The sequence below is a fragment of the Neobacillus sp. GCM10027624 genome, assembly GCF_042675345.1.
GTDB lineage: Bacteria > Bacillota > Bacilli > Bacillales > Cytobacillaceae > Neobacillus > Neobacillus cucumis_D.
The window spans coordinates 874,588-900,442 of record NZ_JBHTHD010000003.1 but is presented as its reverse complement, the minus strand read 5'-3'; the positions used below and the strand labels follow the sequence as shown (position 1 = coordinate 900,442).

The window sequence follows — 25,855 nt, the reverse complement described above, 5'->3', positions numbered from 1 at the left end:
CAACCAAAATATTTTAAAATTCTAAACGCACCTGGTGGAAATAATCACCAGATGCACTCTTAATTTTTTCTTCAAGGCCTACAGAATAAACGGCAATAAAGCAAGTGGAAGGACCTGATGATTTAAAAACATCTACATCCGTTAGTAGATTTACTTTTTCTATAACCATATTTGAAAATAGTTGATTCATCTCATATAAGATTCCTTTTGAGCCCACTGGTAAAACAACCACATCTTTTAGTGTGCATATTTCTTGGAAAAGTGCCAATGGTACCACGCTATCCGATTGCTCCACCACCTCATTGCCAACAAGGGGCATCCCAATAACCGCAACTCTTAAAGAGTCTGAAGGCGATACTTCCATTACTGTATCTGCTCCCTTTTTTCCAATTACGATAATCCCGACAGCAGATTGTTTTAAGGAAAAATTACTTTCTGTACTTCCCGTAACGGAAACTTCGTTTAAACCAAGTTCCTTTACTCCCTTTTGAACACCTTTGACGAGTTCCTTCCACGGTTCATTGCCGCAAAAATTGTGAAGTACCACAGAAATAGGCTTTCCACCACCTGCAATGCATTCCATGGCGGCAACACGAAAGGAATAATAGGCAACCGTTTCATAGGATACTTTAACCAGGTCTCCCTCCTTCATCCCAATCCCACCGCTATTATCGCTTGAAATGATAAGTGATTCCTCTTCGTTTAAAGGTATGGTCACACTGTCTCTCATCATTTAAGTTCTTCTTTCTGTCCTGCAGTTTTAAAAAGACCTGAAAGTCTCGGAATCAACAGTAACCCTATTATCACATTGATCATTGAACCAATTAATAATGATGGGACAAGTGTCACGTAGAAACCCATACTCATTAAAAAAATAAAGGGAAGCGGTGCGGCAAATGCGTTTCCTAAAACAAAAAGAGCACTGGCTATGATTCTCTTATTTTTATACAAACCCCCGAAAATCCAAACAAGCACTGCCATTTCACCGGCAATTAAAATATGCATTGGTCCTAGTGGAAAACCGCCAAATAGGGCAGATAATAAATGGCCAAATGCAGCGACAATCGCTCCTGGTCGAGCCCCGATTAATACAGCTGCTAGAAGTGCTGGGAACACATCCAAGGCGACACTTCCAACGACTGCTGGAATTTTGATGGAAGCCCCCACTACAGATAATGCGGTGAAAAGCGCAAGCCAGCTTAGCATTTTTCCCTTCAATCTATTTTTCATCCGACCGCTTCCCACCTCTGAACACTTTTGCACTCCTTACATACTCCACATCTTTTACATTCAGGCGATAATTAATTACCCTTGCTAAGGCAAAGAAATAGTCTGATAGACGGTTTAAGTATTGCAGTGCAAGTTCAGGAGCATTTGAGTCAGCTTTTATCAATTTTACCACCAAGCGTTCTGCTCTCCTTGTTACGGTCCTCGCAATATGAATCGAGGCAGCCGGTTTTGTACCTCCTGGTAAAATAAACCTTTCTAATTCAGGAGCCTCTTCAATATACTCATCGATTTTCTTTTCCAAATAATCGATCGACTCTTTATGCAGTTTTATTTCACGTTTTTCTGAAACATTTGCTAGGTCTCCGCCACAATCGAATAATTCGTGCTGAATGGTTTCAAGGTCGGCTAGTACATCTGCGAAAAGGACCGGATCAAGCTCTTGAATTGCCTGGCCGACAAAACAATTTACCTCATCAACGGTTCCATACGCTTCTACTCTAGTATCATCTTTATCAACTCTTCCGCCAATGATACTTGTTTTTCCCTTATCACCGGTTCTTGTATATATTCTCATCCTTACATTCCCCCACTCTTTATTGTTTGATTTAATCCATACCAAATGACGTCGACTCTGTCTGCTGCTGCTGCAATGTCCTGATAGGCCCATCCGGTCAGGTCGCGCCAAAGTCTGTTTTCCTTCTCCAACGGAACAATTCCTTTTGTAATATCTGTTCCAATTACCACTAGGTTTCGATTTCTCTCTGCCCTCTCCCAGGAAATCCAATGGGTTACGCAGTTTTTCCATATTTCACGACATTTGTTAGGTTCATATTCTTTCATTAAATCGTTTATCCACATTTCAATTCCTTCGAGAATAAGCAATGTTCCAGGTTCATCTAGTTCAAAAGGGAATGGATCATTCTGATAAGCAGATGTCCATTGGGCTTTGATTTGAACCTTGTAGGTCTTTCTCACCCACTCTCTTTTCCCATTAAAGGCACCGCCTGTAATAAAGTGCACCGCTCACCCCTCCTTAACGCTTCACGGTTAAAGATTAATTCGAATCCTTCATGATGTGGGGATTGCCACTCCCAAAATTCTCTTATTTCTGGTGAAAACTTTGTCAGGATATGACGAACTACACCACCATGGGTAATCACCGCACAGCTTTGCAGATTATTCAGCAGAATTTTATTCACAATCTGACTCCATCCATCTTGAATTCTATCTTGAAACTGCTGAAACCATTCCCCTTCCGGCGGACGATACTTTAATGGTTCAGACAGCCACTGCCGGTATAGCAGATCTTCCTTCAATTCATCATACGTTTTTCCATCCCATTCACCGAAATCCATTTCCCTTAGCTCTTTTAATAGATAGGGACTTTCATCAGGAAAAAAAGTCTTTGCAGTTTCTATACATCTATGTAAATCGCTGGAAAAATAACAACCATAGATACGATTAATTGGTATTTTCATTTCATCTAGGATTAAAGGCGAATCCTTCCACCCCAAATAGGCTCCTCGTTTATTTGCTTCTGTCAGTCCATGACGAAATAATGCAATAACCACAATGTCATCCATAAGACGATCTCCGTCCCTTCTACTGATGCTCCCAATACATCCCCCGTGATTCCACCAAACCAATTCAGTGCCTTACGGCGGCAAAGCAGATAACAACCGGCGGCAGCCAACAACAAAATTATGACCCCAATCACTTTTTCATTTAAAAATACCACCAAAGCGATAAAAAGAATGATAAAAACAGGATAGATTAATACTAGTTTAGGTGACACGGCTTGTTGAAACATCGCAGCCATTCCTTCCTTTTTAGCGGATGGAACCTTAACCAGCAAAACTCCCATTACACACTTGCTGAAAAAAGGAATTGCAGCAATAAAAACAAAGGTCAACAAGGACGAATTCTCGGTTATCTCAAAAATAAAAAATAACCGGCAGCTTAGTAAAACAATAACCGAAAGAACACCAAATGCTCCCGTTCTCGGATCCTTCATAATTTCCAGCCTTTTTTCCTTACTGCCATAGGAAAAATAAGCATCACTTGCATCGATCCAGCCATCGAGATGGATTCCTCCAGTTAGAAGAATCGTCACCAGCCAAAGAAAAAAAGCAACTGCCAGATGGGAAAACGGCGTAAATTCTTTTAGTAAATAGAGAAGAACAGCATAGATAATGCCTTGAAACATCCCTAAAAGCGGGAAGGCTTGAACTGCCTTTCCCAGATGTTCCGCATCCATTGGCAGTTCTCGACGAACCGGAACTGCTGTGAAAAATTGAAGGGCAATAAAAAACCCTTTAAAGAACTTCATGCCTTTGGACTCCATTTTTCCATGATATCTTTTAGTTGCTCCCACTTTAGATGACGTTTCATCTCAAAAGCAAGGGCATCAAATCGTTGATCTTTAAAATCTTGGATCTTTCTAATCTCTTGGAGTGGCAGTCCTTTCTTTTTCCGTATGAGATTGATCCAACGATTTCTCCATTCGTCATTATGAAAAAGATGGTGGAGATACGTCCCGATGATTTGGCCGTTTCTTTGAAAATAACCTTCTCCTTTTCCATTTGCCAATCTTAAAAATGAACATCCATTTTGTTTGATAAAAGTGTTTCCCAAGTGGATTTCATAACCTTCTAATGCAAGCGTTACAGGGAACCCAGTATTTTCGTGATATGCTGCCTGCGCTCTTGTAGTTTCTTTCTCTTGATAAAAAATCGTTTTTCCCGGAATCAAGCCTAAACCTTTTACGATAATGTTGGCTATTCCTGTATCAGTACCGGCTTCATCAATCATTTCTTCCCCGAGAATTTGGTATCCGCCACAAATCCCGACTGTAAACCCGCCGCTTTCAAAATGTTTTTTGATTTTAACATCCAGTCCTTGTTCTCTAATGAACTTCAAATCTTGTATCGTACTTTTTGTCCCAGGAATGATGACAGCATCCGGTTTACCAAATTCATCGCCCCGTTTTACCCAGCGGATCGAAACATCTTCTTCATATAAAAAAGGCTCAAAATCACTATAATTTGATATAAAAGGCAGATGGATGACAGCAATATCAATATTTCCCTGTTTTTGATTTGAAAATTGATGGGCAATGGACAAGGAATCTTCACCATCAATCATATGATGGTCAATATATGGCAATACCCCTAAAACAGGAATCCCGGCTTTTTCTTCGATCCATTGAATTCCATCATCAAATAAGGAAATGTCCCCGCGGAATTTATTAATGATGATCCCGGCTACTCGTTTTCTTTCCTCCGGTTCTAATAGTTCAAGCGTGCCAACGATACTGGCAAACACACCTCCCCGGTCTATATCAGCAACAAGCACAACCGGCACATCTGCAAGAGCTGCTACCTTCATATTGACCAACTCACGGTCTCTTAAATTAATTTCAACAGGACTGCCCGCCCCTTCAATAACAACGACTTCAAATTGTTTTGACAGCTGTTTAATGGATTCCTGAATCACTTCTAACCCTTTTTCATAAAACTGTTCTCGATATTCACGTCCTGAAAAGGTTTCGATGGCTTTCCCTAAATAGACAACTTCAGCATCCTGCTTTGAGCGCGGCTTTAACAAGATTGGGTTCATCCAAATAGTTGCCTCGACTCTAGCTGCTTCCGCCTGGATTCCCTGAGCTCGGCCAATCTCTTTTCCATCAATTGTTACATAAGAGTTATTTGACATATTTTGTGATTTAAACGGTACCACCCTAATGCCTTCATTCGAAAAGATTCGGCATAAGGCAGTAACAACCAGGCTTTTGCCCACATCTGAGGCAGTTCCTTGGATCATGATTCCCTTCATGATTTCATTCCTTTCATTAAGTTAGGGATGCCTGCTTCTACTAAGTAAGCCTCATCCGCAGCCTCTACCAGCTGACGATGGATAGCTCCCAGCAATCTACCATATGTTAATACAAGCTCATTTTCGCTTAATGGCTCATAACCAACTTCGTTACTAACGACAATCATTGTTTTCACATGATTTTTTATCGCAGTAATCCCTTTGAGAATTCGTTCCTTCACTGATTCTAGAAAAATACGATCCCAAGATTTTTCGTTAGCAAATAACTCATTATTCAATAGCGTTGTTACGCAATCGAGCAGGACAATATCCTGCTTCGTAAATTCCTCCGCCCGCTTGCCAATTTCAATCGACTGCTCAACCGTTTTCCATTTATACTTTCCTGTTTCACGGTCACGTTGATGGCTGCCAATTCGTTCTCTCATTTCTGAATCTGAGGGAACACCTGTAGCGAAGTATACAAGATTCCCTCCCATACCAGCTATTTCCAATGCCATTCTCTCAGCAAAACTACTTTTGCCGCTTCGAACACCGCCAGTTATAAAGACAAAGGATGGAGCTGACGCCACTTCGCTAACACCTCCAACAGCCGGTCATTTTCCTCCCTGCTCTTAATGGCAAAACGAAGCCATTTTCCCTCCAGCCCTGGAAAATTGAAGGTGTGCCTTGGAATCAAGCCATTATGAAGCAGATATTCAAAGAGTTCAAATTGATCTTGTAAATAAGGGTCTTGCATTAAATAGAAATTAACCTCAGAAGGTGTTACCACAAAGTTTTGGTTTTGAAAAAAGTGAAATAATCTCTTTCGTTCTAGAAAAATATAATCCTGTGTTTCTTTTATAAACAATCCATCTTGCAAACAAAGTTCACCCGCTACCAAAGCAATGGTATTCGTGCTCCAATGGGATTGCAGCTCACTCAGTTGTTTAATAACAAATGGCTCAGCCACTAGATACCCTAAACGAATTCCGGGTATCGAAAACATTTTCGTCATGGAGCGGATAATAATTAAATTTGAATATTGATTTATGTAGGATAGATAGGATTCATAATCTACAAGAAAATCATAAAATGCCTCGTCCAGGATAACGGAGCAATTGTGCTTTTCACATTCTTCTAGAATTGAAAGAATGGTTGAGACAGGATATTGAATCCCGGTTGGATTGTTTGGATTACAGATAAACAAGGCATCTGCCTCAATTAGACTATCTTGTATATCAGCTGGATTTAATTCAAATGAAGGTCCCTTCAATTGATGATAGACAATATCGCATTTATTGACCCGGCAGTTTTTTTCATATTCTGAAAAAGTAGGCTCGATGATGACTACCTTTTTACCTGAGAACATTCGGGCTGTTAAAGCAATTAGCTCGGCGCCGCCATTTCCAATTAAAATGGAATCCACCGGAATTTGTTCCTTTTTTGCAATCCTTTCCTTCAGCCCCTTAGCGAAAGGGTCTGGATAGACATGAATTTCTTGATAAAAATCCATCCATTTTTCCATTAGCGAAGAAGGCGGTCCCAGCGGATTTATATTTGCACTATAATCAATATATTCCTTTGGAAGCGTATGCCCCATTGCCTCATATAAATAGTGGGGATTAGAACCATGTGATGGCCAATTCAATGAACATCCCTCCTGCCCATAGTAGTAATAAAAATAGAAATACAGTTTTTCCTAAAATCGCATTTGCCTTTGGGATATGCTCCGCCTTTATCGGCGAAAGAGGGTCCCCCATTTTCGCCCGGTTCGATACGATCCCTTTGTAATAGTTAATCCCGCCAAGCTGAATTCCTAAAATAGCTGCCACAGCCGCTTCTCCCCAGCCGCTGTTTGGACTTGGATGTTTTTTTGCGTCGCGGAACAAGATTGTCCATGCATCACGATACTTGATTTTTTCAGGACGATTTCCCAAAAGCATGATGAATCCAGTCAGACGGCTAGGAAGCCAGTTCATCACATCATCCCATTTTGCAGACGCCCAGCCAAACTCTTTATAGCGTTCATTTAGATGCCCCACCATCGAATCACATGTATTCGTTGCCCGGTAGACCATTGCCAAAGGTGCCCCGCCAATAATGGCCCAAAATAACGGGGCCGTTACCCCGTCACTTGTATTTTCCGCAACGGTTTCGATTGCACCGCGGACAATTTCCCCTTCCCCCAAGGAATCGGTATCTCTGCCAACAATAAAAGAAAGTTTACTTCTAGCTTCGCCCAAGGTTCCAGCCTTTAATGGTTGATAAACCTCGAGTGCTGCTTCCTTCAAGCTCCTTTGCGCAATGGTCGTTGATATAAGGATTGCCTCAAGGATTATCCCAACAATCGGATGAATCTGATACCCTATGAAAACGATCATGAATACCGAAACAAATACAATGAGCAAAACAGAAATGAGCATCAAAACCCCTTTTGTCTTTTTCGATTCACCATGATTCCAGCTCTTTTCAAAGAAAGATATTAACGCTCCAATCCAGCGAACAGGATGTGGCCAATTGGGCGGGTCCCCTACAAGTAAATCAATAATGAAAGCAATAGAAATGGAGATTAAATGATAGAATATCACGATTTTTTCCTCTTATATGATTTTTGAATCGCTTCGGTCGTGCACTGATAAACCGCTTTACTAATCAGCTTCCCTAATGGAGTGATGGTTCCTGCATATTCCAGGGACCTTCCTGTTTGGGTTGCAGCAATTAGGATACTGTCGGTCGAGGTTCCCGTCGCAATCGTTCCTGTTACGGTATCGATTACGTTTAAATCATGGATAGCTTTTACCTTTGCCTCTGTTGCCGTCATAATACTTTGAATGAACGCTTCCTCTGTAAGCTCTCCGTTTACAAAAATCCAGGTATTAATTGTACCTGGGACGGCTTCAAAGGAATGCAATTCGCTTTTTGATGCATCCACGGCATTTCCAACCCCCGCCGTTACCACAACAAATAGGGAATAGTCATTTTCTTCAACCTTTTGATACACCAAATCCTCTAAAAATACAGCCGTCATCATTCCCACCGTTTCAGAAGGCTCAAAACCATTTGCATTTAAAAAGGAAGCCATTTCTAAGCGATGGTCGCTGCAATTATAAGTTTTATCAACATGCCGATTAATGAATGTATGATGCCACCCCGTTCCCGAACCAATCACACCGGAGGACATCGTACGGAGTGGGGCAGGTGCCTTTAGCATTATAAACTCCTTCGATACCGTTAACATTGATTCATCCACACTAAAACGGGATTCTTCTTTATTCCCTTCAGGCAATAAGCACATTTGCGGTACGGCAACCTTCGGATGGGGATGTTTTAGGACCTCTGTATGATACACTTCTCTTATTCTATCTTCCCTTAACACTTCATTGGGAACATGATTAATATTAATTGTACCTTTTTCAAGCAAGAGTAAGCGGTCACAATAAAGCCCGGCAAGGTTTAAATCGTGAAAAATGGAAAAAACGGTTAGTCCATTTTCCCTCGTCCACTGCTTTAATAAATCGAGTAATTCTTTTTGATAGGATAAATCCAAATGATTCGTTGGTTCATCCAAAAGAAGAATTTGCGGTTCTTGAGCCAAGGCTTGCGCTAAAAAAACTCTTTGTTTTTCGCCGCCGGATAGCTCTTGAATATTTTTATTTTGAAAAATGGAAACCCCGGTCTGGTTCATAACCCGTTGAACGATCTCCTCATCCTCGTTTGACCATGTCTGAAACCAGCCCTTTTGATGGGCATACCTTCCAAGGGAGACTGTTTCCCTTACGGTAAAGGAAAATGACTCTGAAGAATTTTGTGAAAGAACGGCAATCAATTGTGCAAGTTGTTTTGGATTATACTCCGTAATGTCTTTTCCTTTGATTAAAATTTCTCCCCGTTGAATCGGTAGGATACCACTAATCATTTTTAGTAGTGTCGTCTTTCCACTTCCATTCGGTCCTAAAATTCCAAATAGTTCACCTTTTTCCACTTCAAACGAAACATCTTTAAGGACGTGTTCACCTAAGTAGCCGCCTGAAACATGTTGAACGGTAAGCATTTTGTTAACCACTTCTTTCCTTCCTTTTTCTCTGCATGAGAATGAGTGCAAATACAGGTGCACCAATCAAAGCTGTAATCACTCCGATTGGCAGCTCAGTAGGAGAAATAATTGTTCGTGATACAAGGTCGGCTATTATCAGAAACCCGCTCCCGGTTAAAATCGCAAGTGGAAGAAGATGCTGATGATCAGGTCCCCATAATAACCTTGATAGATGGGGGATGACCAGTCCAACAAAGCCAATTGTGCCCGAAACAGCCACTGCCGCTCCAGTTAATATTGAGCCCGCTGTTAAGATAATCAACTTCCTTCGTTGAACATTTACCCCTAAATGCTGTGCTCTTTCTTCCCCGAAGGCAAAAGAATTTAATTCTTTCGCATTAAAAATCAGGATTACAACACCGATCATAAAAAACGGCAAAATAAGCTTTATGTAATCCCAGCCTCTCATCGAAACACTCCCCAACAACCAGCCGATGATTTCCCTAAGCTCATCACCCGTTAAAGCGATCATCAGCGAGATGAGGGCACCTAAAAAAGAACTAAAAATAATCCCCGTTAAAATAATTGTTTCTACTCTCATCGAACGGTCAATTTTCCGTGCAAACATCAGCACCAAAAAAATCGTTAAAAAAGAAAAAAGAATGCTTAGGACTGGTAATGTGAATGTGCCTAAAACAGGAAGCGAAAATTGAAAAAATAATGTCAAAACGGCACCAAGTGATGCCCCGGATGATACACCTAATGTATAAGGATCAGCTAATGGGTTTCGAAGCAGACCTTGAAAGGCAGCACCGCTGATCGCTAGTGCTGCTCCTACTAATCCTGATAAGATTACCCTGGGCAGTCTTATGTTCATGACAATACTCTGATACATCGGGTCCACTTGCTCAAAATAATGGATTCCGAAAAGTGTTGAACTAATGATTTTAATAATGGAAAGGATCGGAACGGATACCGTACCCGTCGAAATTCCAAATAAAACGGCAAAAATCATGAAAACTCCTGCCGTAAAGTAGGCAAAATATTTATTATTTAAAAACTTCCGGATAGATGGCCTTTGCAAGATCCTCTACTCCTTCAACAATCCTTGGACCAGGGCGGTTTACTTTATCAGAATTCACATCCAAAACCTGTTTATTTTTCACAGCATTGACATTTTCCCAGCCTTTTTGCTTTAAAACTTTAGCAGCTGGATTTTTCACATAATATCCATATGTTGTGACAATCACATCAGGATTTCGTTTAACCATGGCCTCTTCATCAATTTTCACCCAGCCATTTTGATCTTTTGCGATATTATCCGCATTAATCATCCCCAGCATTTCATCCATAAAAGTGTTTTTTCCAGCTGTATAGATTTCTGGTGCCGGTGATACTTCAATTAGCACTTTTTTCTTGTCTTTAATTTCTTTGGTTTTTGATTGAATGGATGCAAGCTTATCCTTCATGCCTTTTATCAAAACAGGAGCTTTATCGGTTTCTCCTGTAGCTTTACCAATCATGTCAATGGTGTCATACACTTGCTCAAAATGATCGGCATTTTTTACAACTAAAACCTTAATCCCTGCATCTCTTAATTGCTGCAGCGCTGTTTTTTCAATATTTGCTGCGGATTCATGGGCTAACACTAAATTCGGCTTTAAAGAGATGATTTTTTCTACATTTATCTCTTGACCACCCACTTTTTCTTTTTTCGCTACTTCTTCTGGGTAATTATCAAAATCGGAAACTCCAACCACTTCTTTTCCAAGTCCTAGAGCATAAACAATCTCTGTATTACTAGGAATGAGAGAGACAATTCTTTCGGGCTTCTTTTCAATGACAACCTTATCCCCTAATGCATCTTTAATCGTGACCGGGAAAGCGACTTGTTCTGATTGCTTTTCACCAGCTGCATTCTTGTTTTCTTTTCCTTGATCCTGTTTTTCAGCGCAACCTGCTAATACCCCTATGATTAACATCATTGCTAACAAAAGCGAATACCATTTTTTCATGTTTCTTCCTCCTGCTTTTAAGTCTGTGATGATTCTTTTATCAATAAAAATATGGTTTTGCACCAAACAAAAAAACATCCCCACTTGTAATGGAGATGTTGGTTTGATTAGATTCAATTACTCTAGAAAAGTAAAAGGAGTCTATCCTTCCACACCTCCCTATCCTCGTAGGTTTTTGGCGCACTTCGAAATTAGGCAGGTTTCCTGGCTCATGATCATCGCTTCCTATGCCTTCCCATCAATAAGACAGTGACATTTTATAGGTTGCTCTCATTTACAGTGGCGGGACCGCGTTGGTTTTGCACCAACTTCCCTTTTAAGCTTAAAATCTTTAAAAGATTTTAGCACCTAATTCTTTTTTATATTTTTTATGATAGATTCATTATATAGTATCACAAAATAGTTTGTATATAATTTTGGAAAAATCTCCATTGTTTTCATCTTACATTCCTATTATCCTAAGTAAAGAGGTGAAATAGCTTGAAAAAAAGAATTGTAGTATCTTTTAGTGGTGGAAAAGATTCGACACTTGCCCTGTATCGCTTGATTCGTTCAGGCGAATGGGAGATTGACTCGTTATTAACCACTATTTCTGAGGAAGATTATCGGACAAATGCACATGGCGTCCGGGAGAAATTATTAGAGCAGCAAGCACTTTCTCTTGGGCTGCCGCTTAGAAAAGTGTATCTTCCCGAGAATCGGACGAATGAAATCTATCAACAAAGGATGGGGGACGCCTTCCAACAAATCGTAAAGGACGGAATCACCGATATCATGTTTGGGGATATTCACCTTCAGGATATTAAAGATTACCGTGAAAAAATGGTAAGGAACCACTCCCTCAATGCAATTTTTCCGGTTTGGGGGGAAGATTCTAAACGGTTAATTGCTGAATTTTTAAATTCTGGGTTTAAAACTGTTGTAACCTGTGTTAATGGGAATCGCTTGGATTCATCTTTTACAGGCAGAGTAATCGACGAGAAATTTTTACAGGATCTCCCACACGGAGTGGATCATTGCGGCGAAAATGGAGAATTTCATACCTTTGTTTTTGACGGACCATTATTTTCGAAACCGGTTAACTTTAAACTTTCCAATGAGATTACGGAAAAAACCGACCCTCATACGAATCAAAATTGTTTTTATTTTATCGATTTAGTTCCTTATTAAATGCAAAGGCAAGCGGAACCCGCTTGCCCATTAATTTTATTCAAGAAGACCATATTTCCGCTTAAATCTGCGCAAAATTTTTACCCACCCAGTACCAAAAACAAGAAGAAAGAAAACATTCGACACAGCGTGCATGAAATCAAACAGTGCACTTCCAGCGAAATAAGTAAGAAATGCCTTCAATGTCATTGTAGTCCCCGATTGAGAAAAGGAGAGAAATCCCCAGAGGTTCATAATCCAGCCAAATAAAAACCCCCAGACCACACCAAACAAAACTCTTCCCCACTTCCAATTCATGAGCTTCGTTTTTCGGAAAAGTCCGGCCGTCAATCCGACAAGGCCCCATGCAGCCATCTGCCAGGGTGTCCAGGGTCCTTGACCGAGAATCATGTTAGAGGCGAGGGCCGCAACCGCCCCGATAATAAAGCCGCTTTCAGCGCCGAAAACAAAGCCTGACATCATAATCACAAATGTCGTTGGCTGTACACTTGGGATCGAAGCAAATGGAATTCTGCCTACGGCCGCAATGGAGGCTAAAACCGATAGCAATACTAATTCCCTCGGTTCCACTTTTCGTCTTTCAAATCGAAATAATAATAACCCAAAGGAAAGAAGTAAGATGGCAAAGCTCATTGCCAAATAATGATCGTCCCACTTTACTGCTAAAAATAATAGTCCAAAAAAGAAACACAGGAATGAACCGAATGCTAAGACCTTTGTAGTACGCATTGCAGTGCCTCCTGGATGGTGAGCACATGCTGATTAGGGAGGTTGCGAAACAGCCTTTGCACCATTGTTGTATAAAAGAAATTCCCTTTAAAGAATTGTTCCGCTGTACCCTCGGCAGTAATTTTGCCTTGGAACATCATTCCGCATTTTGTAGCGTGTTGGGCTGCAAACTCAACATCATGTGTGGACATTAGAATTGTGATTCCTTGCAAATTCAAATCGGTAAGGATTTTAGCCAAATTTTCTTTAGAAATCGGGTCTAACCCCTTTGTGGGTTCGTCTAAGAAAAGTACCTCAGGCTTCCTTAACAATAAACAGGCGAGCGCTGCTTTTTGAAGCTCACCACCGCTTAGATCATAAGGATGACTGTCAAGCAAATCAGTGATTTTCAATACTCCTAAAAGTGACTGCACTTCTTGATCATGTTTGAATCCCCACTGTTCTAAGATGTAATTCATTTCTTTCCGAACTGTATCCTGAAGGAAAAATAACTTCGGATTTTGTGGTAAATACCCAATTTTTTTTGAAATCTCTTTCTGTTTCCAGGCTTTCAAGGGTTTAGTTTCGAAAAAAATCTTGCCACTATCCGGTTTGATTAAACCAGCTAATAGCTTTAATAAGGTGGATTTTCCGGAACCATTCCCACCCATTAACGCATAAAATTCCCCTTTTGCAAGGGTAAAATCAAGTTCATTTAGAATCAATTCTTTTTTCTTTTCATAATGGAATAAAATATTTTTCGCGTTAATCAATAACTCGTTTCGGCTTGCCTTATTTTTTACAGGCACAATAGTGTTTTTAAAGAAAGTCTCACTTTGAACCCAACTTCTACCTTCTTTTACCGTTAAAGGGACCATCCCGGTGCCCTTCATATTAAAAAAGAGAGAAGGAATTGTCGGCACGTAAGTCCTATTAGCTGAGTTCCAAACTTGAGTTAGAACCTCCCTCGGGTCCCCCTTCGCAATCATTTCGCCACTTTCCATCATGACCAATTGGTCCGCTAACGGCAGCACTTCCTCCAGACGGTGTTCAGCCATAATAATGGTCATGCCAAATTCCTCATTCAGCCGTTTGATCATATCAAGAAATTCCCTTGTACTGACCGGGTCCAGCTGTGCCGTCGGTTCATCTAAAAGCAAAATATCCGGCTGCATAAGGAGAACGGAAGCAAGATTAATTTGCTGCTTTTTCCCGCCCGAGAGTTCATGCGTTTTTTTGTCTAATAATGCTTCAGCCCCGAAAAAATGAACCATCTCCGCAACACGGCTTCTCATTTCATTTGTCGGCAGTCCGATATTTTCGAGACCGAAAACCATTTCATGAAGGACATCATCTGCCACAACCTGATTTTCAGGATCTTGAAAGACAAAGCCAATTTCCTTTGTATCAGGTGACGGCTCTTGAACCAACTTACCGTTAATGAAAATATCACCTTCAAGCATTCCATGGGGTTGAATTTCTTTCTTTAGTAATTTTAACAGGGTGCTTTTTCCAGACCCTGAAGCGCCAAATAAAACGACAAATTGACCTTTATCAATCGAAAGGGAAAGATTTCTGATGGCAGGGTTTATACAATCCGGGTAAGTAAAGGTTAATTTGTTTAATTCGATAAACGCCATTGGAACTTTCCACCTGCTTCAATCCAAATTGGAAAACTTAAAAACAATAGATAGAAAATGAGGGTTTGGAAATCTAGTGGAGATAAGCCCCAAGACTCCATGATGGGATAAACGGTTAAATATCCATAACCCCTGATTCGCCCCAAAATAATCACTGCATAAAGGATAATTAAAAATAAAAGGACAAAAAAATCCTTTTTTCGAAATGTAAAATATTCGTAAGAAGAACGGGAACGTGTACCATAGCCGCGCGCTTCCATTGAATCTGCTGTCTGAATCGCTTCTTCTAATGAAAAGGTAAGCAAGGTTTGAATATAGAGCATGCCTGTCTTTACCCTATATTTCCACGTTCCGGTAGTCAGCAAAACCCCTTTACTTCGTTGAATGGTGGAGATTTCTTCTAATCTTCTTCTCATTAACGGAATAAAACGAAGCGTGAGCATGAGCAAAATTGCAAACTGTGGTAAAAATTTCGAGAATAAGTACAAAAGCTTATTGGGCGTCATGACAATATTATAAGAAATAAAAATCGCTATCACACAGATAATCGATAAGGCATTCATTCCGCCGAAGCTAATCGCTTCTAATGTAACACGATGGTGATGGATTTCAAATAAAAGATGCCGGCCTCTTTCATTAAATAATGGATTTAATACTAGCATTAATAGAAACGTTGAAAAAAGAAAAATCCACCACCGTTTCAATCCTTGGTACCGGTCATGCCTGTAGTTTATCAGCAATACCACGAATAATGCTGCCCCTAAAAAGATTGGATGGAGCATAAGAATGAAGAGAGATAGAGCACCTATATAATATAGGAATGAAACAAGTGGATGGTATCGCACAAAACGATGACTCATTTATTTTTCTCCGCGTAATCTTCTGTATAAATCCAGTCAATTCGGTCGCCAGCTTTTACGGTTATGACCCCAGCACTTTTTGGAATCGTAATGCCATTCTTCTTACAAGTCCAGCCGCTTTTTGGTCCATAATCAAACTCATAATAATTGTCAATTCCTTCAATATATGCCGTTGCACCACTGCCCTTATAATCTACAGCAACGCCCTTATTCTGTGCACCGGACAACAAAACCTTTAATACCGTGTCCCCTTCCTTAATGCTTATCTTAGAAGCAGCCATAATGGTTCCGCGATCTTTAGGGCCAACGATAGACATCGTTACAGTCGAAATAGGCTTTTGTACTTCCGGCTTGGGGGAAGACGGTTTTGTTGTTTTTTCTGCTGTTTTGGTCGTAGATGTATTTGTTTTTTTAGTTGGGCTAGAAGTTGTTGTTTTCTTCACTACTGCAGTACTAGTATTTGGTTTGGAATTTTGTTCCGATGTTTTCGATTGTTCCTTATCATTCGTACTTGGATTCTCATTGACCTCCACTGTTTTTTTACTAGGAACTTGTTTAATATCCTTCTTGCTTGTGTCTTCCTGTTTTTTAACAGTTACTTCCGTTATTTTTTTCTCTTCCGTTTTACTTGGTTTTGCTTTTTCTGTTACTTTATCCGTCTGCTTGGTTGTTTCTATGGGCGCCGTTTCCACCTTTTTGGATTCTTGTGGGGCAGATGTATTCATGCCACATCCGATTAGACTAAAAGTAAACAGCATAATGACGATAAGTATCGTGGATTTTAGCAATTTCTGCATGATATCCCCCTCTTAAAATGCTCCCTCCCGTAAAATACAGGAGGGAGGTTAAAATTAATTATGCATTTATTTTCTTTTTCCTCATGTAAAGTGCAAGGCCGATTAATATCAATAACAACCCTGCTACCAAAATGTTTACTGAATTTGTTGCTGTATCCGGTAGGTGGTGCCCCTGATTGTTTCTGTTCGCAACACTTTTTGTTTGCTCTACTGCAGTTGCAGCTTTTTCGGTTTCTTTGTTAACCGTTTTAGTTTTTTGCGGCATTAATTGTAAATGATATATTGACCCTTTTCCTTGGGTATACAGCTTATAAGCAACAACGGCCTGAAAACCTTGAACAGTGGAATAGGCATCTGTTGCATCCCCTTTTTTCCAGCCGAAACCGCCATCTTTATTTTGGAATGACAATAAATATTGCATCAGACTGTTTTGGTCTGTAGAAAAAAGAGTCCCGGTTGGATCAATTCCCAATGAAGATAAGGCAATCACCACTTGGGATGCGGATGTACTATTATCGATTTTAGCGTCTTTAAATTCTTTTGATAAATAATTCACAGCCGAATTAATTTTTTCTTTTACAATTTTATCTGATTTGTAGGGAGCAAGAGCATTCAATACCATCCCAGTTGAATCTACATCACTTGTTGGGCTTTCATCCCATGCCCAACCGCCATCTTTGTTTTGTTTTTGGAGTAAAAGGTTGACAAGCTTTTCCCTTGTCCACTTTGCTGAAGTTGGGATTTTAAATTGATTGCTATCTAATGAAAGGAGTGCAAACGCAACACCATTTAATCCTTGTTTTGTAACATTACCATTATAGACTGCCTGAACAAGATTATAGCCCTCTACATTCGTTGGGTCTCCACCGGCCGCTAAGATTCCGAGAACATATCTTTCTGTATCGGTAATCCTTCGAAAGTTACCTTTTTCTTCCTTTACCGTTTTTTTTACTTTATCTAAATAAGTTGAAGGGATTGTTTTTCCTGCTTGTTTAAGGGCAATTGCTTCCCATTCGTTTATTTCATGTTTTTGAATATATTCACTAACCGAACCAACAGCTTTTTGGATCGTTGCATTCGAAACTGTACCAACTACTGGATTCTTTTCACCTGTAGCAGGTTTGTCTGTCGGAGCGGTATCTCCCTGATCCCCGCCATTTGTTGGGGTCTCCCATGACTCTAACTGAAAGCTGATTTGATCTCCTGCTTTAAGTTGATAGGATTCAGCACCAACTGAAGCCATCTGACCATTCACATAAAATGCCCAGTAATAAGGGTCTTCTGCCTTCAAGCCATTGATAGAAACAATCATTTTACCCCAATCTGTATCCTTTAAACCAACCTTATCAGCTCCCAAAGCCACTTGCAGCAACTGTAATGCTGTTGGTTGTCCAATAATTGAAACAGCTTTAAGGTCGTTTACTGTTTTTTTCTGATTATCTACTACTTTAAGAGCTACATTATTTGATGGTTTATTCCAGTCTGTGTATCGGAAACTTAGTTTGTCTCCATCATGTACTACATATGAACTTGCACCAACCTGTGCATTTACTCCATTCACATAAAAAGCCCAATAATTTGTTCCCTCTGCCTTTAACCCATTAATTCCTGTAATCATATCACCGAAATCATAATGGGTATATTCAACATTCTTTTCACCAACGACCTTTTCTAAAACTTGTGCTGCCGTTTCTTTTTCATCGTATGTAACGGTTTGTTCTGCCAATAATGGGTTTGTCTCATCCGTACCAATGACGGTAATGCTTCCTTGGTTTCCGGCTGCTGCAGCCATTACTGGTGTTTGAAAGTTTACTGTGAATAAGGCAATTACCAGAAGTATCGCCATCCACAAATTTTTACGTTTGCCAAACATGTTTGTCTCTCCCTTTCTAGTTAGCTAAATCCCCATAAAAAAATCCCCCTATTTGAGGAGGAGAGTATATAGATGATGTTAAGTTTAAACGCAAGGAGACGTTTTAACGCTTAACACTCTCCTATCCGCGTAGGTTCCGGTGTTGTATAAACAGGCAGGTTTCCTGACTCATGGTCATCGCTTCCTACGCCTTCCCATCCATTGACAGTGACATTTTATAGGTTGCTCCCATATACAGTGGCGGGACCGCGTTGGTTTTACACCAAACTTCCCTTTTAAGCTAAACTTTTTAATAATTTTAGCACCTGTTTTTTTCTATTTTTTTATGATAAATCTATTATTATATATTTTTTATCATTTGTATATATTTTTGAAATGACAGAGTAACATTCCCTTTGTTTAAATTAAATGAAAAAGGCAAACGAGTGTGTTTGCCTTTTTTGATTATTATTGTTCAATTGTTCTGCAAAGGTTGGCCATTTCGATTGCTGCTGAAGCTGCATCCCATCCCTTGTTTCCTGCCTTTGTTCCGGCACGTTCAATCGCCTGTTCAATTGAATCGGTTGTCAATACACCAAAAATAACTGGAATCCCTGTTTTTAAATTGAGAGCAGAAACACCCTTTGCCACTTCGTTACACACATAATCAAAATGTGGAGTAGAACCACGAATAACAGTTCCTAGTGTGATAACAGCATCGTATTTTTTGCTTTCCGCCATTTTTTGCGCAATTAACGTGATTTCAAATGCACCTGGCACCCAGGCAACATCCACGTCTGTTTCACTGACACCATGTCTTTTCAAGGCATCCTGTGCTCCGCCCAATAATTTACTTGTAATGAACTCATTAAAACGGCCTACTACGATTCCTACCTTTAATCCTGATCCAACTAAATTACCTTCAAAAATATGTCCCATGCTGCTTCCTCCATTTGTTTCCTATTTTTTTCTTTCTTAATAATGTAAAAGATGCCCCAATTTGTCGTGCTTTGTTCGAAGGTAGTTCGCATTCTCTTTTCTCATTTCCATTTGTAGCGGAACACGCTCGACAACCTCAAGGTCATATCCTTTTAAACCTTTAATTTTTCTAGGGTTATTAGTTAATAAACGCATTTGTTTAACCCCAAGGTCCCTCAATATTTGTGCGCCAATCCCGTATTCTCTGAGATCCGCTCCAAAACCAAGCTTTTCATTTGCCTCAACGGTATCGTATCCCTCTTCTTGAAGCTTATACGCTCTTAGTTTATTTAATAAACCAATGCCGCGGCCTTCCTGACGCATGTATAACAGGATTCCGTTACCTTCCTTGTCAATTTGGCTCAACGCCGCATGAAGCTGAGGACCACAATCACATCGGTAAGAACCAAAAACATCCCCCGTTAAACACTCGGAATGAACTCTGACAAGAATCGGTTTTTCAGGATCGATTTCCCCTTTTACTAATGCAACATGCTCTTTATTATCAACAAGATTGGAATAACCAACCGCTTTAAAGTTCCCAAATTCAGTTGGCAAATTAATTTCCACTTCACGTTTGACAAGTTGGTCTTTTTTATTGCGATATTCAATCAAGTCTTTAATCGTAATTAATTTTACATTTAACGAATCAGCAATTTTTCGTAGTTGAGGAACACGTGCCATTGTGCCGTCTTCGTTCATAATCTCACAAATCACACCTGCCGGCTTTGCCCCACATAATGTTGCTAAATCAACTGCCGCCTCCGTATGCCCAGTTCTTCTTAAAACCCCGCCTTTTTTGGCGATTAACGGGAAAACATGCCCAGGTCTTTTAAAATCTGAAGGTTTTGATTCTGGGTCGAGCAAACTTAAAACCGTTGCGGAACGCTCGAACGCAGAAATTCCAGTTGTTGAAAATTTATGGTCGATACTTACCGTAAAAGCTGTACCATGTGAATCCGTATTAACCGATACCATCGGGAACAAATCAAGCTTTTGCGCCAATTCCTCTTGAATTGGTACACATATTAATCCTCTTCCATGGGTAGCCATTAAATTTATTACATCTGGTGTTGCTTTCTCCGCTAAGGCGATAAAGTCACCTTCATTTTCCCGATCCTCGTCATCACAGACAATGACAACTTTTCCTTGTTTTAAATCTTCTAAAGCCTCTTCAATTGTATTAAACATCTATCATCACTCCTTTCTATTATTTAGGCAAATCCGTTATCAGCTAAAAATTGAGCTGTTATGCCGGATGCTCCTTTTTTCCCTTGATCACTTGTTATACCAGTTATAAAATGACCCACATATTTTCCAATCATATCGCATTCTAAATTGACAATATCACCAGAACCTTTTAGACCTAAGATCGATTCAGATAATGTATGGGGAATGAGTGAAATCGTAAAGGTATGCTCTGATTTGCCAAAAACGGTAAGACTTGTCCCATCAATTGCAACTGAGCCTTTTAAAATAATGTAGTTTAACATCTCTTGATTGGCTTCAATTTCATAATAGATGGCATTTTCAAATGCCTTTTTACTTTTAATCACCCCGGTCCCATCAATATGGCCGGATACGAAATGACCACCAAATCTGCCCCCGGCTGCCATCGCCCTTTCCAGGTTCACCTTGGAACCGCGCTTGACTGAATTTAAACTGGATGCCTTTACTGTTTCCGGCATAACATCCACAGTAAACTGTTTTCCGGTAAAGGAAGTGACTGTTAAGCATACACCGTTGACAGCGATACTGTCACCAAGATGGACATCATCAAGAATTTTCTTCGCCTCAACGGTAAGGACGAAAGATTCTCCCGTCCGCTGAATATTTGAAACTAAACCAATTTCCTCAATAATTCCAGTAAACATAGTGTTCTCCTCACTTAGGTTCCGCAATTATGCGGAGATCATTGCCGATGCGGCCCACTTCTTTTATTTTTAAAGAAACAACCTCTTCCATTGTTTCAAAGCCTTCACCGCCAAAAGAAGCTGGAGCCAATTTACCACCGATCAATTTAGGTGCAATATAGGTGATCACTTGTTGAAATGCACGTTCCTTTAAAAAGCTTCCATGCACCTCCGCGCCGCCTTCAACAAATAATGATGAAATGCCCATTTCTCCTATTACTTTTAACATTTCTCGGATGATTATTTGCTTTTCCGGCAATTTAATCAGCTTAACCCCTAAATCATGGTATTCTTTTTCCCTTTTCCCATCAATGTCGGAGCAGGTAACAATCCATGTCTGTGCCTGACCATCCGTTACAACGTTTGCAGTTAAAGGAGTCCGAAGATTCGTATCAAGGATAATTCGAATTGGATTTTTGCCGCCGGAAGGCAACCTTGTTGTCAAGCTGGGATTATCCTTAATGACCGTATTGACTCCTACTAGAATGGCGTCATGCTGATGGCGGAATACATGAACGTCCTTCCTTGCCTCCTCTCCGGTAATCCATTTGCTTTCGCCTGTTGGGGTGGCTGTTTTCCCGTCCAAACTGTTGGCGGTTTTTAATGTTACGTACGGCAAACCAGTACTAATGTTGTAAAAAAACATTTTATTCAGCTCACGGGCCTCTTCCTGAAGCAGTCCCACCTCTACCTCAATCCCGGCATTTCTTATTCTTGCAATACCTTTGCCTGCCACCTGGGGATTAGGGTCCGTAGTTGCAACAAATACTTTCTTAATTCCTGTACGAATGACTAGATCCGAGCATGGTGGTGTTTTACCAAAATGGCTGCAGGGTTCCAAGGTGACATAGATGGTTGCATCCTTTGCTTTTTCGCCAGCCATTTCAATGGCATGGACCTCAGCATGAGGCTCGCCCGCTTTTAAATGGGCACCCATGCCAACAATTTGATTGTCCTTTACCACTACTGCTCCAACTACAGGATTGGGAGCAGTCTGTCCCAAAGTACTTTTTGCCAATTTCAATGCTAAGCTCATGTAGTCTGTATCATTCATAATGGCGTTTCTCCTTCTATCAGAACATAAAAAGACCCTGAAAAAATTTCTTCAGGGTCCTAATAAAGGCAATAGGAAATTGAGGCTTAAAAAGAGGGTTTTTTAACCAATTTTTAATCCTGCTAATTTTTTTCCTTCTCCCATCCAGACTTTAACTGTCGGCCCTGGAGTTTCACCAGATCCACCGTTTAACAAATGTTAACCGGGTCACGGACTAAGAAGCAAATGCTTCATCACCGCCGGTTAGGAATTTCACGGGACCCCGAAGGCAACCATATCTCAACCGATATAGTTGTTATATTTATGCAATTGTTGTATATTATCTTACTCCAGAAAAAAGATTGTTGCAAACAAAAAATCTTTAAGCTGTCTCTTTTTCCTCAATAATCCTTTCAATCTCTTCCCAGTGACGACCATAGAGCCTGGAATGTCGTTTGGTTAAGAATGAATTATCATAAGGCTTATATCTTTGATAAGACGGTTTAAGCATCCTTACCAAGAAAGCTGGCTTCCGCTCTCCTCCAAAGTTTAAAATGCAGATAGCATGTCTCGTTGTTTTCGTATTTGGGATGTTTAGTGCGGTTTCAATCGGAATAGGATGCAGCTGCGACTCGAGTTTTTTAAAAGTATTCTCGTTGTCGTTTTTGAAGAGCAGCCAATTTACCCCGCCAGATATAAGATCCTCTGAAATTTCTTTTAGTTGACCTAAATGGTGACATGCGAAGATACTCCCTAGACGTTCCTTCCTTCCTTGAACCGCGATTCTAGATAACAATTTCGCTAAGCCAGCATTATCTGAAAGATATGTCTGGGGCTCGTTGAAAACAATAAAAGCTCCATTCCCTTGATCTTCCACAGTCATTAACATTCGAGTCATCAATACTTTTAACGTAATCCAATGGACCAAAGTTCTAACAGCGACCGTAGATAAGATTCTGTCTGGGACCCTGAAAATAATAACCTTTCCTTCCCTCATCCATTGCTCCAGGTTCATTTCTTTTTTCGGTGGCTGGGCAAAGATTTCAAATAAAGTCGAATCACCCATAAACTCATCTAATCGGTTAAGGATAGCATTAGCTTTTCCGTCCAGCGATTTCTGGCCATCTTTCGTACATTTCCAATCAGATGAGGTCACTTCTCCTTTGTTGTTTTTCTTTTCAACTAACTCGTATTCACTTAAATATTTTTCAATTTCCTCTGCAATTCTTGGCTTATTCTCTGCGCGTAGCTTTTTGGCTGATTCTGCTCTAAAGGATTCTTCCTCAAGCAACCGCTTGATGTTGTATAAGCTACCATTAGAAGCTTGTGCAAACGCCCTTAAAATCTTCCTGCTTTGCCCCATCGATTCAACATCCCCAAAGAAATCGATTAATTCATTAGCGAAACGGTCTGCACCCTTACGACCTATTTTTTCCATGACCTCAGTTAGATCTAGAGGAGGTAAATAATCCTCGTCTGATAAATCAATATCAATTATTTTCTCTGGTGGTAAACTGTCCCGGATCCCGTTCGCCATCCCCTGCATTCCATCTTTATTGACCTGATCTATTACAACAAAGCTAATATTATGATTTAGGGAAGCTTCAGTAACAAAATTCTGAATGAATGTATCTTTGCCGCTTCCCATTCCTCCCATTGCTACATAACCTTTATAGGTCTCCTCTGGGTTACTAAGAGGAATGCCTATTGGATATTCTTCTCCTTTCAATTCTGCATGCCCGACTAGGATACCATTACTCATTTGAGCCTTAATTTTTAACGGTTCACACAAATGCTTTATGTTGTTGCTGCCAATGCTTACCTTTATACCGTCAATGTCCACATGAGCTGTGGACGTTTTATGAATAAATATTGAAGAAATATCGGTTTCCACTTTCTTATTGACAGTTAATTCATCCTCGTATTTCTGCTGAATCGATGATGTAGGTAATTGCATGGATACCTTTGATATCTCATCGCAGGAGAGAAGAGAAACGTCTCCATTCGCTTTTGTGCGACTGGATAGATGTAAAGTGTTCAACTCCTCAATAATTTCTTTCTGGCGCTTTTTAAAGTGAATTTTAACGGGTATTAGTTCATTGTCTCTAGCTAATTCGGAAAAAGCACTGCTAATGGTATTCACGATTAAATCAGAGCGCAGGGGTTCATTCGTTTTAGCTGCTAGGCGAATATACGTTTTCCAGACAGGTTGATTGATTTTGTCATCTGATTTAGTGGAAAGTTTAGTGGAGTGAATTTCAGAAGAAAGTGCTGCTTTTTTATCGATTGCTTTTTTCTTTTCAAATTTAGTCTCACTTTTGAAAAAAGTATTTGAAACGGCATTTAAGGTATCATTCAATAAATCATATACCTCATTAACAAAGCTGATTAACCCTATTTTGAGCACTGCCCCCACCTTTCCGGGAGTTATCTTGGCACGTTGAGGTACTTTCCCTTTCGATAACTTCTCATGAGCCCAGGATGCATTTTTGAGCCACTGTTTCCGACTAAATACTTCAGTGCAAATGGATAGTCTAGCGAAATCCCCATCATCGGAAATATCATTCATTGCACCCATTATAGATGCCACTGGGGAGGTTTGTTCGGCAGCATTGACCTGAAGGCTAAAAATATCGTGCCTGGCTAAATTCATTTCACGTATCTTTACGCATCCTTCGGGGACTGATAGAGCAGCCGTTTCCACTTCTTCTATTGTCACCTGCATGTAATTTTCAAGGATCTCTCGAAACTTTTTTGCCCAAACCTCGCTAGTACTAACGAAAAATTCAATGGTTCTGTTCTCTTTTTCTTGCTTAAAGACAACATCAAACCAAATCGTATCCTTTTCACGATATTCAAATTTAAAACCATTCCTTTTGATTCGGGTCGGAAATGACTCATAAACCTCGTAAATTTTGTGCAGCATCCTCCACATCTTTGAGTTTTGATTATTGGTCACGGACAAATGAGGCGTGATTTTAAACGTAACCATATTGTTATTTTGGAAAGTGAAATACTCCGATAGCTTTATCGCCTTTATTTTGCGTAAATTAACCATGCAATCACCCCCATCATTCCAAATCCCCATCGGGTAATGTATTTCGGAAAATTACCGGTTAACATTATGGCCACTCCTGCCAGGACCGTAATAGCTGCTCCAATTTCAGGCATGAAATCCGTAAGATTATGCCCTAAAGCGATTAGCCATTCTTGTAAGGTATGTTGAGCTGGTTTAACAAACGTATTCATTTCTGCTCCAATCACTTTATCAGCAAATGCATTGTATTTATCCAAAGCCCACTGAAATGGATGAAATCCATCTCCAGACATATTTGAAACTTTTTCAGCTACTGGAGTAGGATCCATCCAATCACCAGCTGAGTCTTTCATTCCATAATGCAGATGTGGACCAGTTGAATTACCAGTATTCCCCGAAAACCCAAGTGATTCACCCGCGTGTAAATGTTCACCCGCTTTCACTTTAATTTGTGACATATGACCATAGATGGAAAGTGTACCGTCTTCATTTCGAACAAAAACTCCCTTTCCTAGATTCTGTCCACCAAAATCAACAACTCTTTCAACCACTCCATCCATGACACTTCTTAGCTCTGTTCCTTCGGGCATCGCTAAATCAATTCCATGGTGAGGAATGTTGTTCCTTACTTCGGACAATTCCATATATTCACCTGATAACCGAAAACGCATCGACTTTCCCTCCTTTTTGAAGGAATGAGGAGAAATTTACCTGCCTAACAGGCTTTTTCCTGTAAGCATAAATACGGTACCCGACGAAACACAGCATAATGATTG

The 25,855-nt window shown here is 40.1% G+C and carries 25 protein-coding genes and 3 riboswitches; of the genes, 1 reads left to right on the top strand and 24 read right to left on the bottom strand.

The window, feature by feature from the left end; all coding sequences use genetic code 11:
- Window positions 1-13: 13 nt before the first annotated feature.
- The 13 genes from ACFQZ9_RS09530 to ACFQZ9_RS09470 are packed head-to-tail and all read right to left on the bottom strand — an operon-like array spanning window position 14 to window position 11,091.
- Window positions 14-733, bottom strand: a complete 720-nt coding sequence (locus tag ACFQZ9_RS09530; protein ID WP_498943547.1) for an ATP-binding protein — start codon at window positions 731-733, stop codon at window positions 14-16.
- Complete coding sequence (locus ACFQZ9_RS09525; protein ID WP_498943546.1) at window positions 730-1,230, bottom strand: ECF transporter S component; 501 nt, start codon at window positions 1,228-1,230, stop codon at window positions 730-732. The genes ACFQZ9_RS09530 and ACFQZ9_RS09525 overlap by 4 nt, the downstream gene beginning before the upstream one ends.
- On the bottom strand, window positions 1,220-1,804 hold the full coding sequence (locus ACFQZ9_RS09520; RefSeq protein WP_498943545.1) for an ATP:cob(I)alamin adenosyltransferase: 585 nt from the start codon (window positions 1,802-1,804) through the stop codon (window positions 1,220-1,222). Before ACFQZ9_RS09520 ends, ACFQZ9_RS09525 begins: the two co-directional genes overlap by 11 nt.
- Before the next feature lie 2 nt (window positions 1,805-1,806).
- The gene (locus tag ACFQZ9_RS09515; RefSeq protein WP_498943544.1) at window positions 1,807-2,250 is read right to left on the bottom strand and encodes a bifunctional adenosylcobinamide kinase/adenosylcobinamide-phosphate guanylyltransferase; all 444 of its coding nucleotides are present in this window, start codon (window positions 2,248-2,250) and stop codon (window positions 1,807-1,809) included.
- Complete coding sequence (locus ACFQZ9_RS09510; protein WP_498943543.1) at window positions 2,202-2,813, bottom strand: histidine phosphatase family protein; 612 nt, start codon at window positions 2,811-2,813, stop codon at window positions 2,202-2,204. Before ACFQZ9_RS09510 ends, ACFQZ9_RS09515 begins: the two co-directional genes overlap by 49 nt.
- Window positions 2,771-3,559 (bottom strand): adenosylcobinamide-GDP ribazoletransferase, encoded by a 789-nt coding sequence (gene cobS, locus ACFQZ9_RS09505; RefSeq protein WP_498943542.1) that lies wholly within the window; start codon window positions 3,557-3,559, stop codon window positions 2,771-2,773. Before cobS ends, ACFQZ9_RS09510 begins: the two co-directional genes overlap by 43 nt.
- Window positions 3,556-5,064 carry a cobyric acid synthase gene (locus tag ACFQZ9_RS09500; RefSeq protein ID WP_498943541.1) on the bottom strand — a complete coding sequence of 503 codons (1,509 nt, stop codon included), beginning with the start codon at window positions 5,062-5,064 and terminating at the stop codon, window positions 3,556-3,558. Before ACFQZ9_RS09500 ends, cobS begins: the two co-directional genes overlap by 4 nt.
- Window positions 5,061-5,633, bottom strand: a complete 573-nt coding sequence (locus ACFQZ9_RS09495; protein WP_498943540.1) for a bifunctional adenosylcobinamide kinase/adenosylcobinamide-phosphate guanylyltransferase — start codon at window positions 5,631-5,633, stop codon at window positions 5,061-5,063. The genes ACFQZ9_RS09500 and ACFQZ9_RS09495 overlap by 4 nt, the downstream gene beginning before the upstream one ends.
- A complete protein-coding gene (cobD, locus tag ACFQZ9_RS09490) occupies window positions 5,603-6,691 on the bottom strand; it encodes a threonine-phosphate decarboxylase CobD (protein ID WP_498943539.1) in 1,089 nt (362 codons plus the stop codon). Before cobD ends, ACFQZ9_RS09495 begins: the two co-directional genes overlap by 31 nt.
- The gene (gene cbiB, locus ACFQZ9_RS09485) at window positions 6,666-7,631 is read right to left on the bottom strand and encodes an adenosylcobinamide-phosphate synthase CbiB (protein WP_498943538.1); all 966 of its coding nucleotides are present in this window, start codon (window positions 7,629-7,631) and stop codon (window positions 6,666-6,668) included. Before cbiB ends, cobD begins: the two co-directional genes overlap by 26 nt.
- On the bottom strand, window positions 7,628-9,094 hold the full coding sequence (locus ACFQZ9_RS09480) for an adenosylcobinamide amidohydrolase (protein WP_498943619.1): 1,467 nt from the start codon (window positions 9,092-9,094) through the stop codon (window positions 7,628-7,630). The genes cbiB and ACFQZ9_RS09480 overlap by 4 nt, the downstream gene beginning before the upstream one ends.
- Window positions 9,095-9,098: 4 nt before the next feature.
- The gene (locus ACFQZ9_RS09475) at window positions 9,099-10,160 is read right to left on the bottom strand and encodes a FecCD family ABC transporter permease (protein WP_198309874.1); all 1,062 of its coding nucleotides are present in this window, start codon (window positions 10,158-10,160) and stop codon (window positions 9,099-9,101) included.
- Complete coding sequence (locus ACFQZ9_RS09470) at window positions 10,126-11,091, bottom strand: ABC transporter substrate-binding protein (protein ID WP_498943537.1); 966 nt, start codon at window positions 11,089-11,091, stop codon at window positions 10,126-10,128. Before ACFQZ9_RS09470 ends, ACFQZ9_RS09475 begins: the two co-directional genes overlap by 35 nt.
- A gap of 177 nt (window positions 11,092-11,268) precedes the next feature.
- Window positions 11,269-11,458, bottom strand: a riboswitch (cobalamin riboswitch).
- 113 nt (window positions 11,459-11,571) lie between these two features.
- Here ACFQZ9_RS09470 and ACFQZ9_RS09465 point away from each other — a divergent pair.
- On the top strand, window positions 11,572-12,261 hold the full coding sequence (locus tag ACFQZ9_RS09465; RefSeq protein ID WP_498943536.1) for a Dph6-related ATP pyrophosphatase: 690 nt from the start codon (window positions 11,572-11,574) through the stop codon (window positions 12,259-12,261).
- A 36-nt stretch (window positions 12,262-12,297) separates the two neighbouring features.
- On the opposite strand, the gene ACFQZ9_RS09460 is transcribed toward ACFQZ9_RS09465, so the two are convergent.
- From ACFQZ9_RS09460 to ACFQZ9_RS09410, 11 genes are all read right to left on the bottom strand, one after another.
- Window positions 12,298-12,990 carry an ECF transporter S component gene (locus ACFQZ9_RS09460; protein ID WP_498943535.1) on the bottom strand — a complete coding sequence of 231 codons (693 nt, stop codon included), beginning with the start codon at window positions 12,988-12,990 and terminating at the stop codon, window positions 12,298-12,300.
- Window positions 12,969-14,609 carry an ABC transporter ATP-binding protein gene (locus ACFQZ9_RS09455; RefSeq protein ID WP_498943534.1) on the bottom strand — a complete coding sequence of 547 codons (1,641 nt, stop codon included), beginning with the start codon at window positions 14,607-14,609 and terminating at the stop codon, window positions 12,969-12,971. The genes ACFQZ9_RS09460 and ACFQZ9_RS09455 overlap by 22 nt, the downstream gene beginning before the upstream one ends.
- Complete coding sequence (locus ACFQZ9_RS09450; protein ID WP_498943533.1) at window positions 14,591-15,469, bottom strand: energy-coupling factor transporter transmembrane component T; 879 nt, start codon at window positions 15,467-15,469, stop codon at window positions 14,591-14,593. The genes ACFQZ9_RS09455 and ACFQZ9_RS09450 overlap by 19 nt, the downstream gene beginning before the upstream one ends.
- Window positions 15,466-16,266, bottom strand: coding sequence for a DUF4430 domain-containing protein (locus ACFQZ9_RS09445; protein WP_498943531.1), 801 nt, complete (start codon window positions 16,264-16,266; stop codon window positions 15,466-15,468). The genes ACFQZ9_RS09450 and ACFQZ9_RS09445 overlap by 4 nt, the downstream gene beginning before the upstream one ends.
- A 58-nt stretch (window positions 16,267-16,324) precedes the next feature.
- Window positions 16,325-18,139, bottom strand: a complete 1,815-nt coding sequence (locus ACFQZ9_RS09440) for a DUF4430 domain-containing protein (protein WP_498943530.1) — start codon at window positions 18,137-18,139, stop codon at window positions 16,325-16,327.
- Between the two features lie 136 nt (window positions 18,140-18,275).
- Window positions 18,276-18,463, bottom strand: a riboswitch (cobalamin riboswitch).
- A 123-nt stretch (window positions 18,464-18,586) separates the two neighbouring features.
- Entirely contained in the window at window positions 18,587-19,057 is a 471-nt protein-coding gene (gene ribH, locus ACFQZ9_RS09435) for a 6,7-dimethyl-8-ribityllumazine synthase (protein ID WP_498943528.1), read from the bottom strand.
- Window positions 19,058-19,093: 36 nt separating this feature from the next.
- Window positions 19,094-20,287 (bottom strand): bifunctional 3,4-dihydroxy-2-butanone-4-phosphate synthase/GTP cyclohydrolase II, encoded by a 1,194-nt coding sequence (locus ACFQZ9_RS09430; RefSeq protein ID WP_498943526.1) that lies wholly within the window; start codon window positions 20,285-20,287, stop codon window positions 19,094-19,096.
- Window positions 20,288-20,310: 23 nt separating this feature from the next.
- Entirely contained in the window at window positions 20,311-20,970 is a 660-nt protein-coding gene (gene ribE / locus ACFQZ9_RS09425) for a riboflavin synthase (RefSeq protein WP_198309864.1), read from the bottom strand.
- A gap of 10 nt (window positions 20,971-20,980) precedes the next feature.
- Complete coding sequence (gene ribD, locus ACFQZ9_RS09420; RefSeq protein WP_198309863.1) at window positions 20,981-22,063, bottom strand: bifunctional diaminohydroxyphosphoribosylaminopyrimidine deaminase/5-amino-6-(5-phosphoribosylamino)uracil reductase RibD; 1,083 nt, start codon at window positions 22,061-22,063, stop codon at window positions 20,981-20,983.
- 128 nt (window positions 22,064-22,191) lie between these two features.
- Window positions 22,192-22,337, bottom strand: a riboswitch (FMN riboswitch).
- 87 nt (window positions 22,338-22,424) lie between these two features.
- Window positions 22,425-25,100: an ATP-binding protein gene (locus tag ACFQZ9_RS09415; RefSeq protein ID WP_498943525.1), complete on the bottom strand. Its 2,676-nt coding sequence runs from the start codon at window positions 25,098-25,100 to the stop codon at window positions 22,425-22,427.
- A complete protein-coding gene (locus tag ACFQZ9_RS09410; protein ID WP_498943523.1) occupies window positions 25,079-25,750 on the bottom strand; it encodes a M23 family metallopeptidase in 672 nt (223 codons plus the stop codon). The genes ACFQZ9_RS09415 and ACFQZ9_RS09410 overlap by 22 nt, the downstream gene beginning before the upstream one ends.
- Window positions 25,751-25,855: the final 105 nt, after the last annotated feature.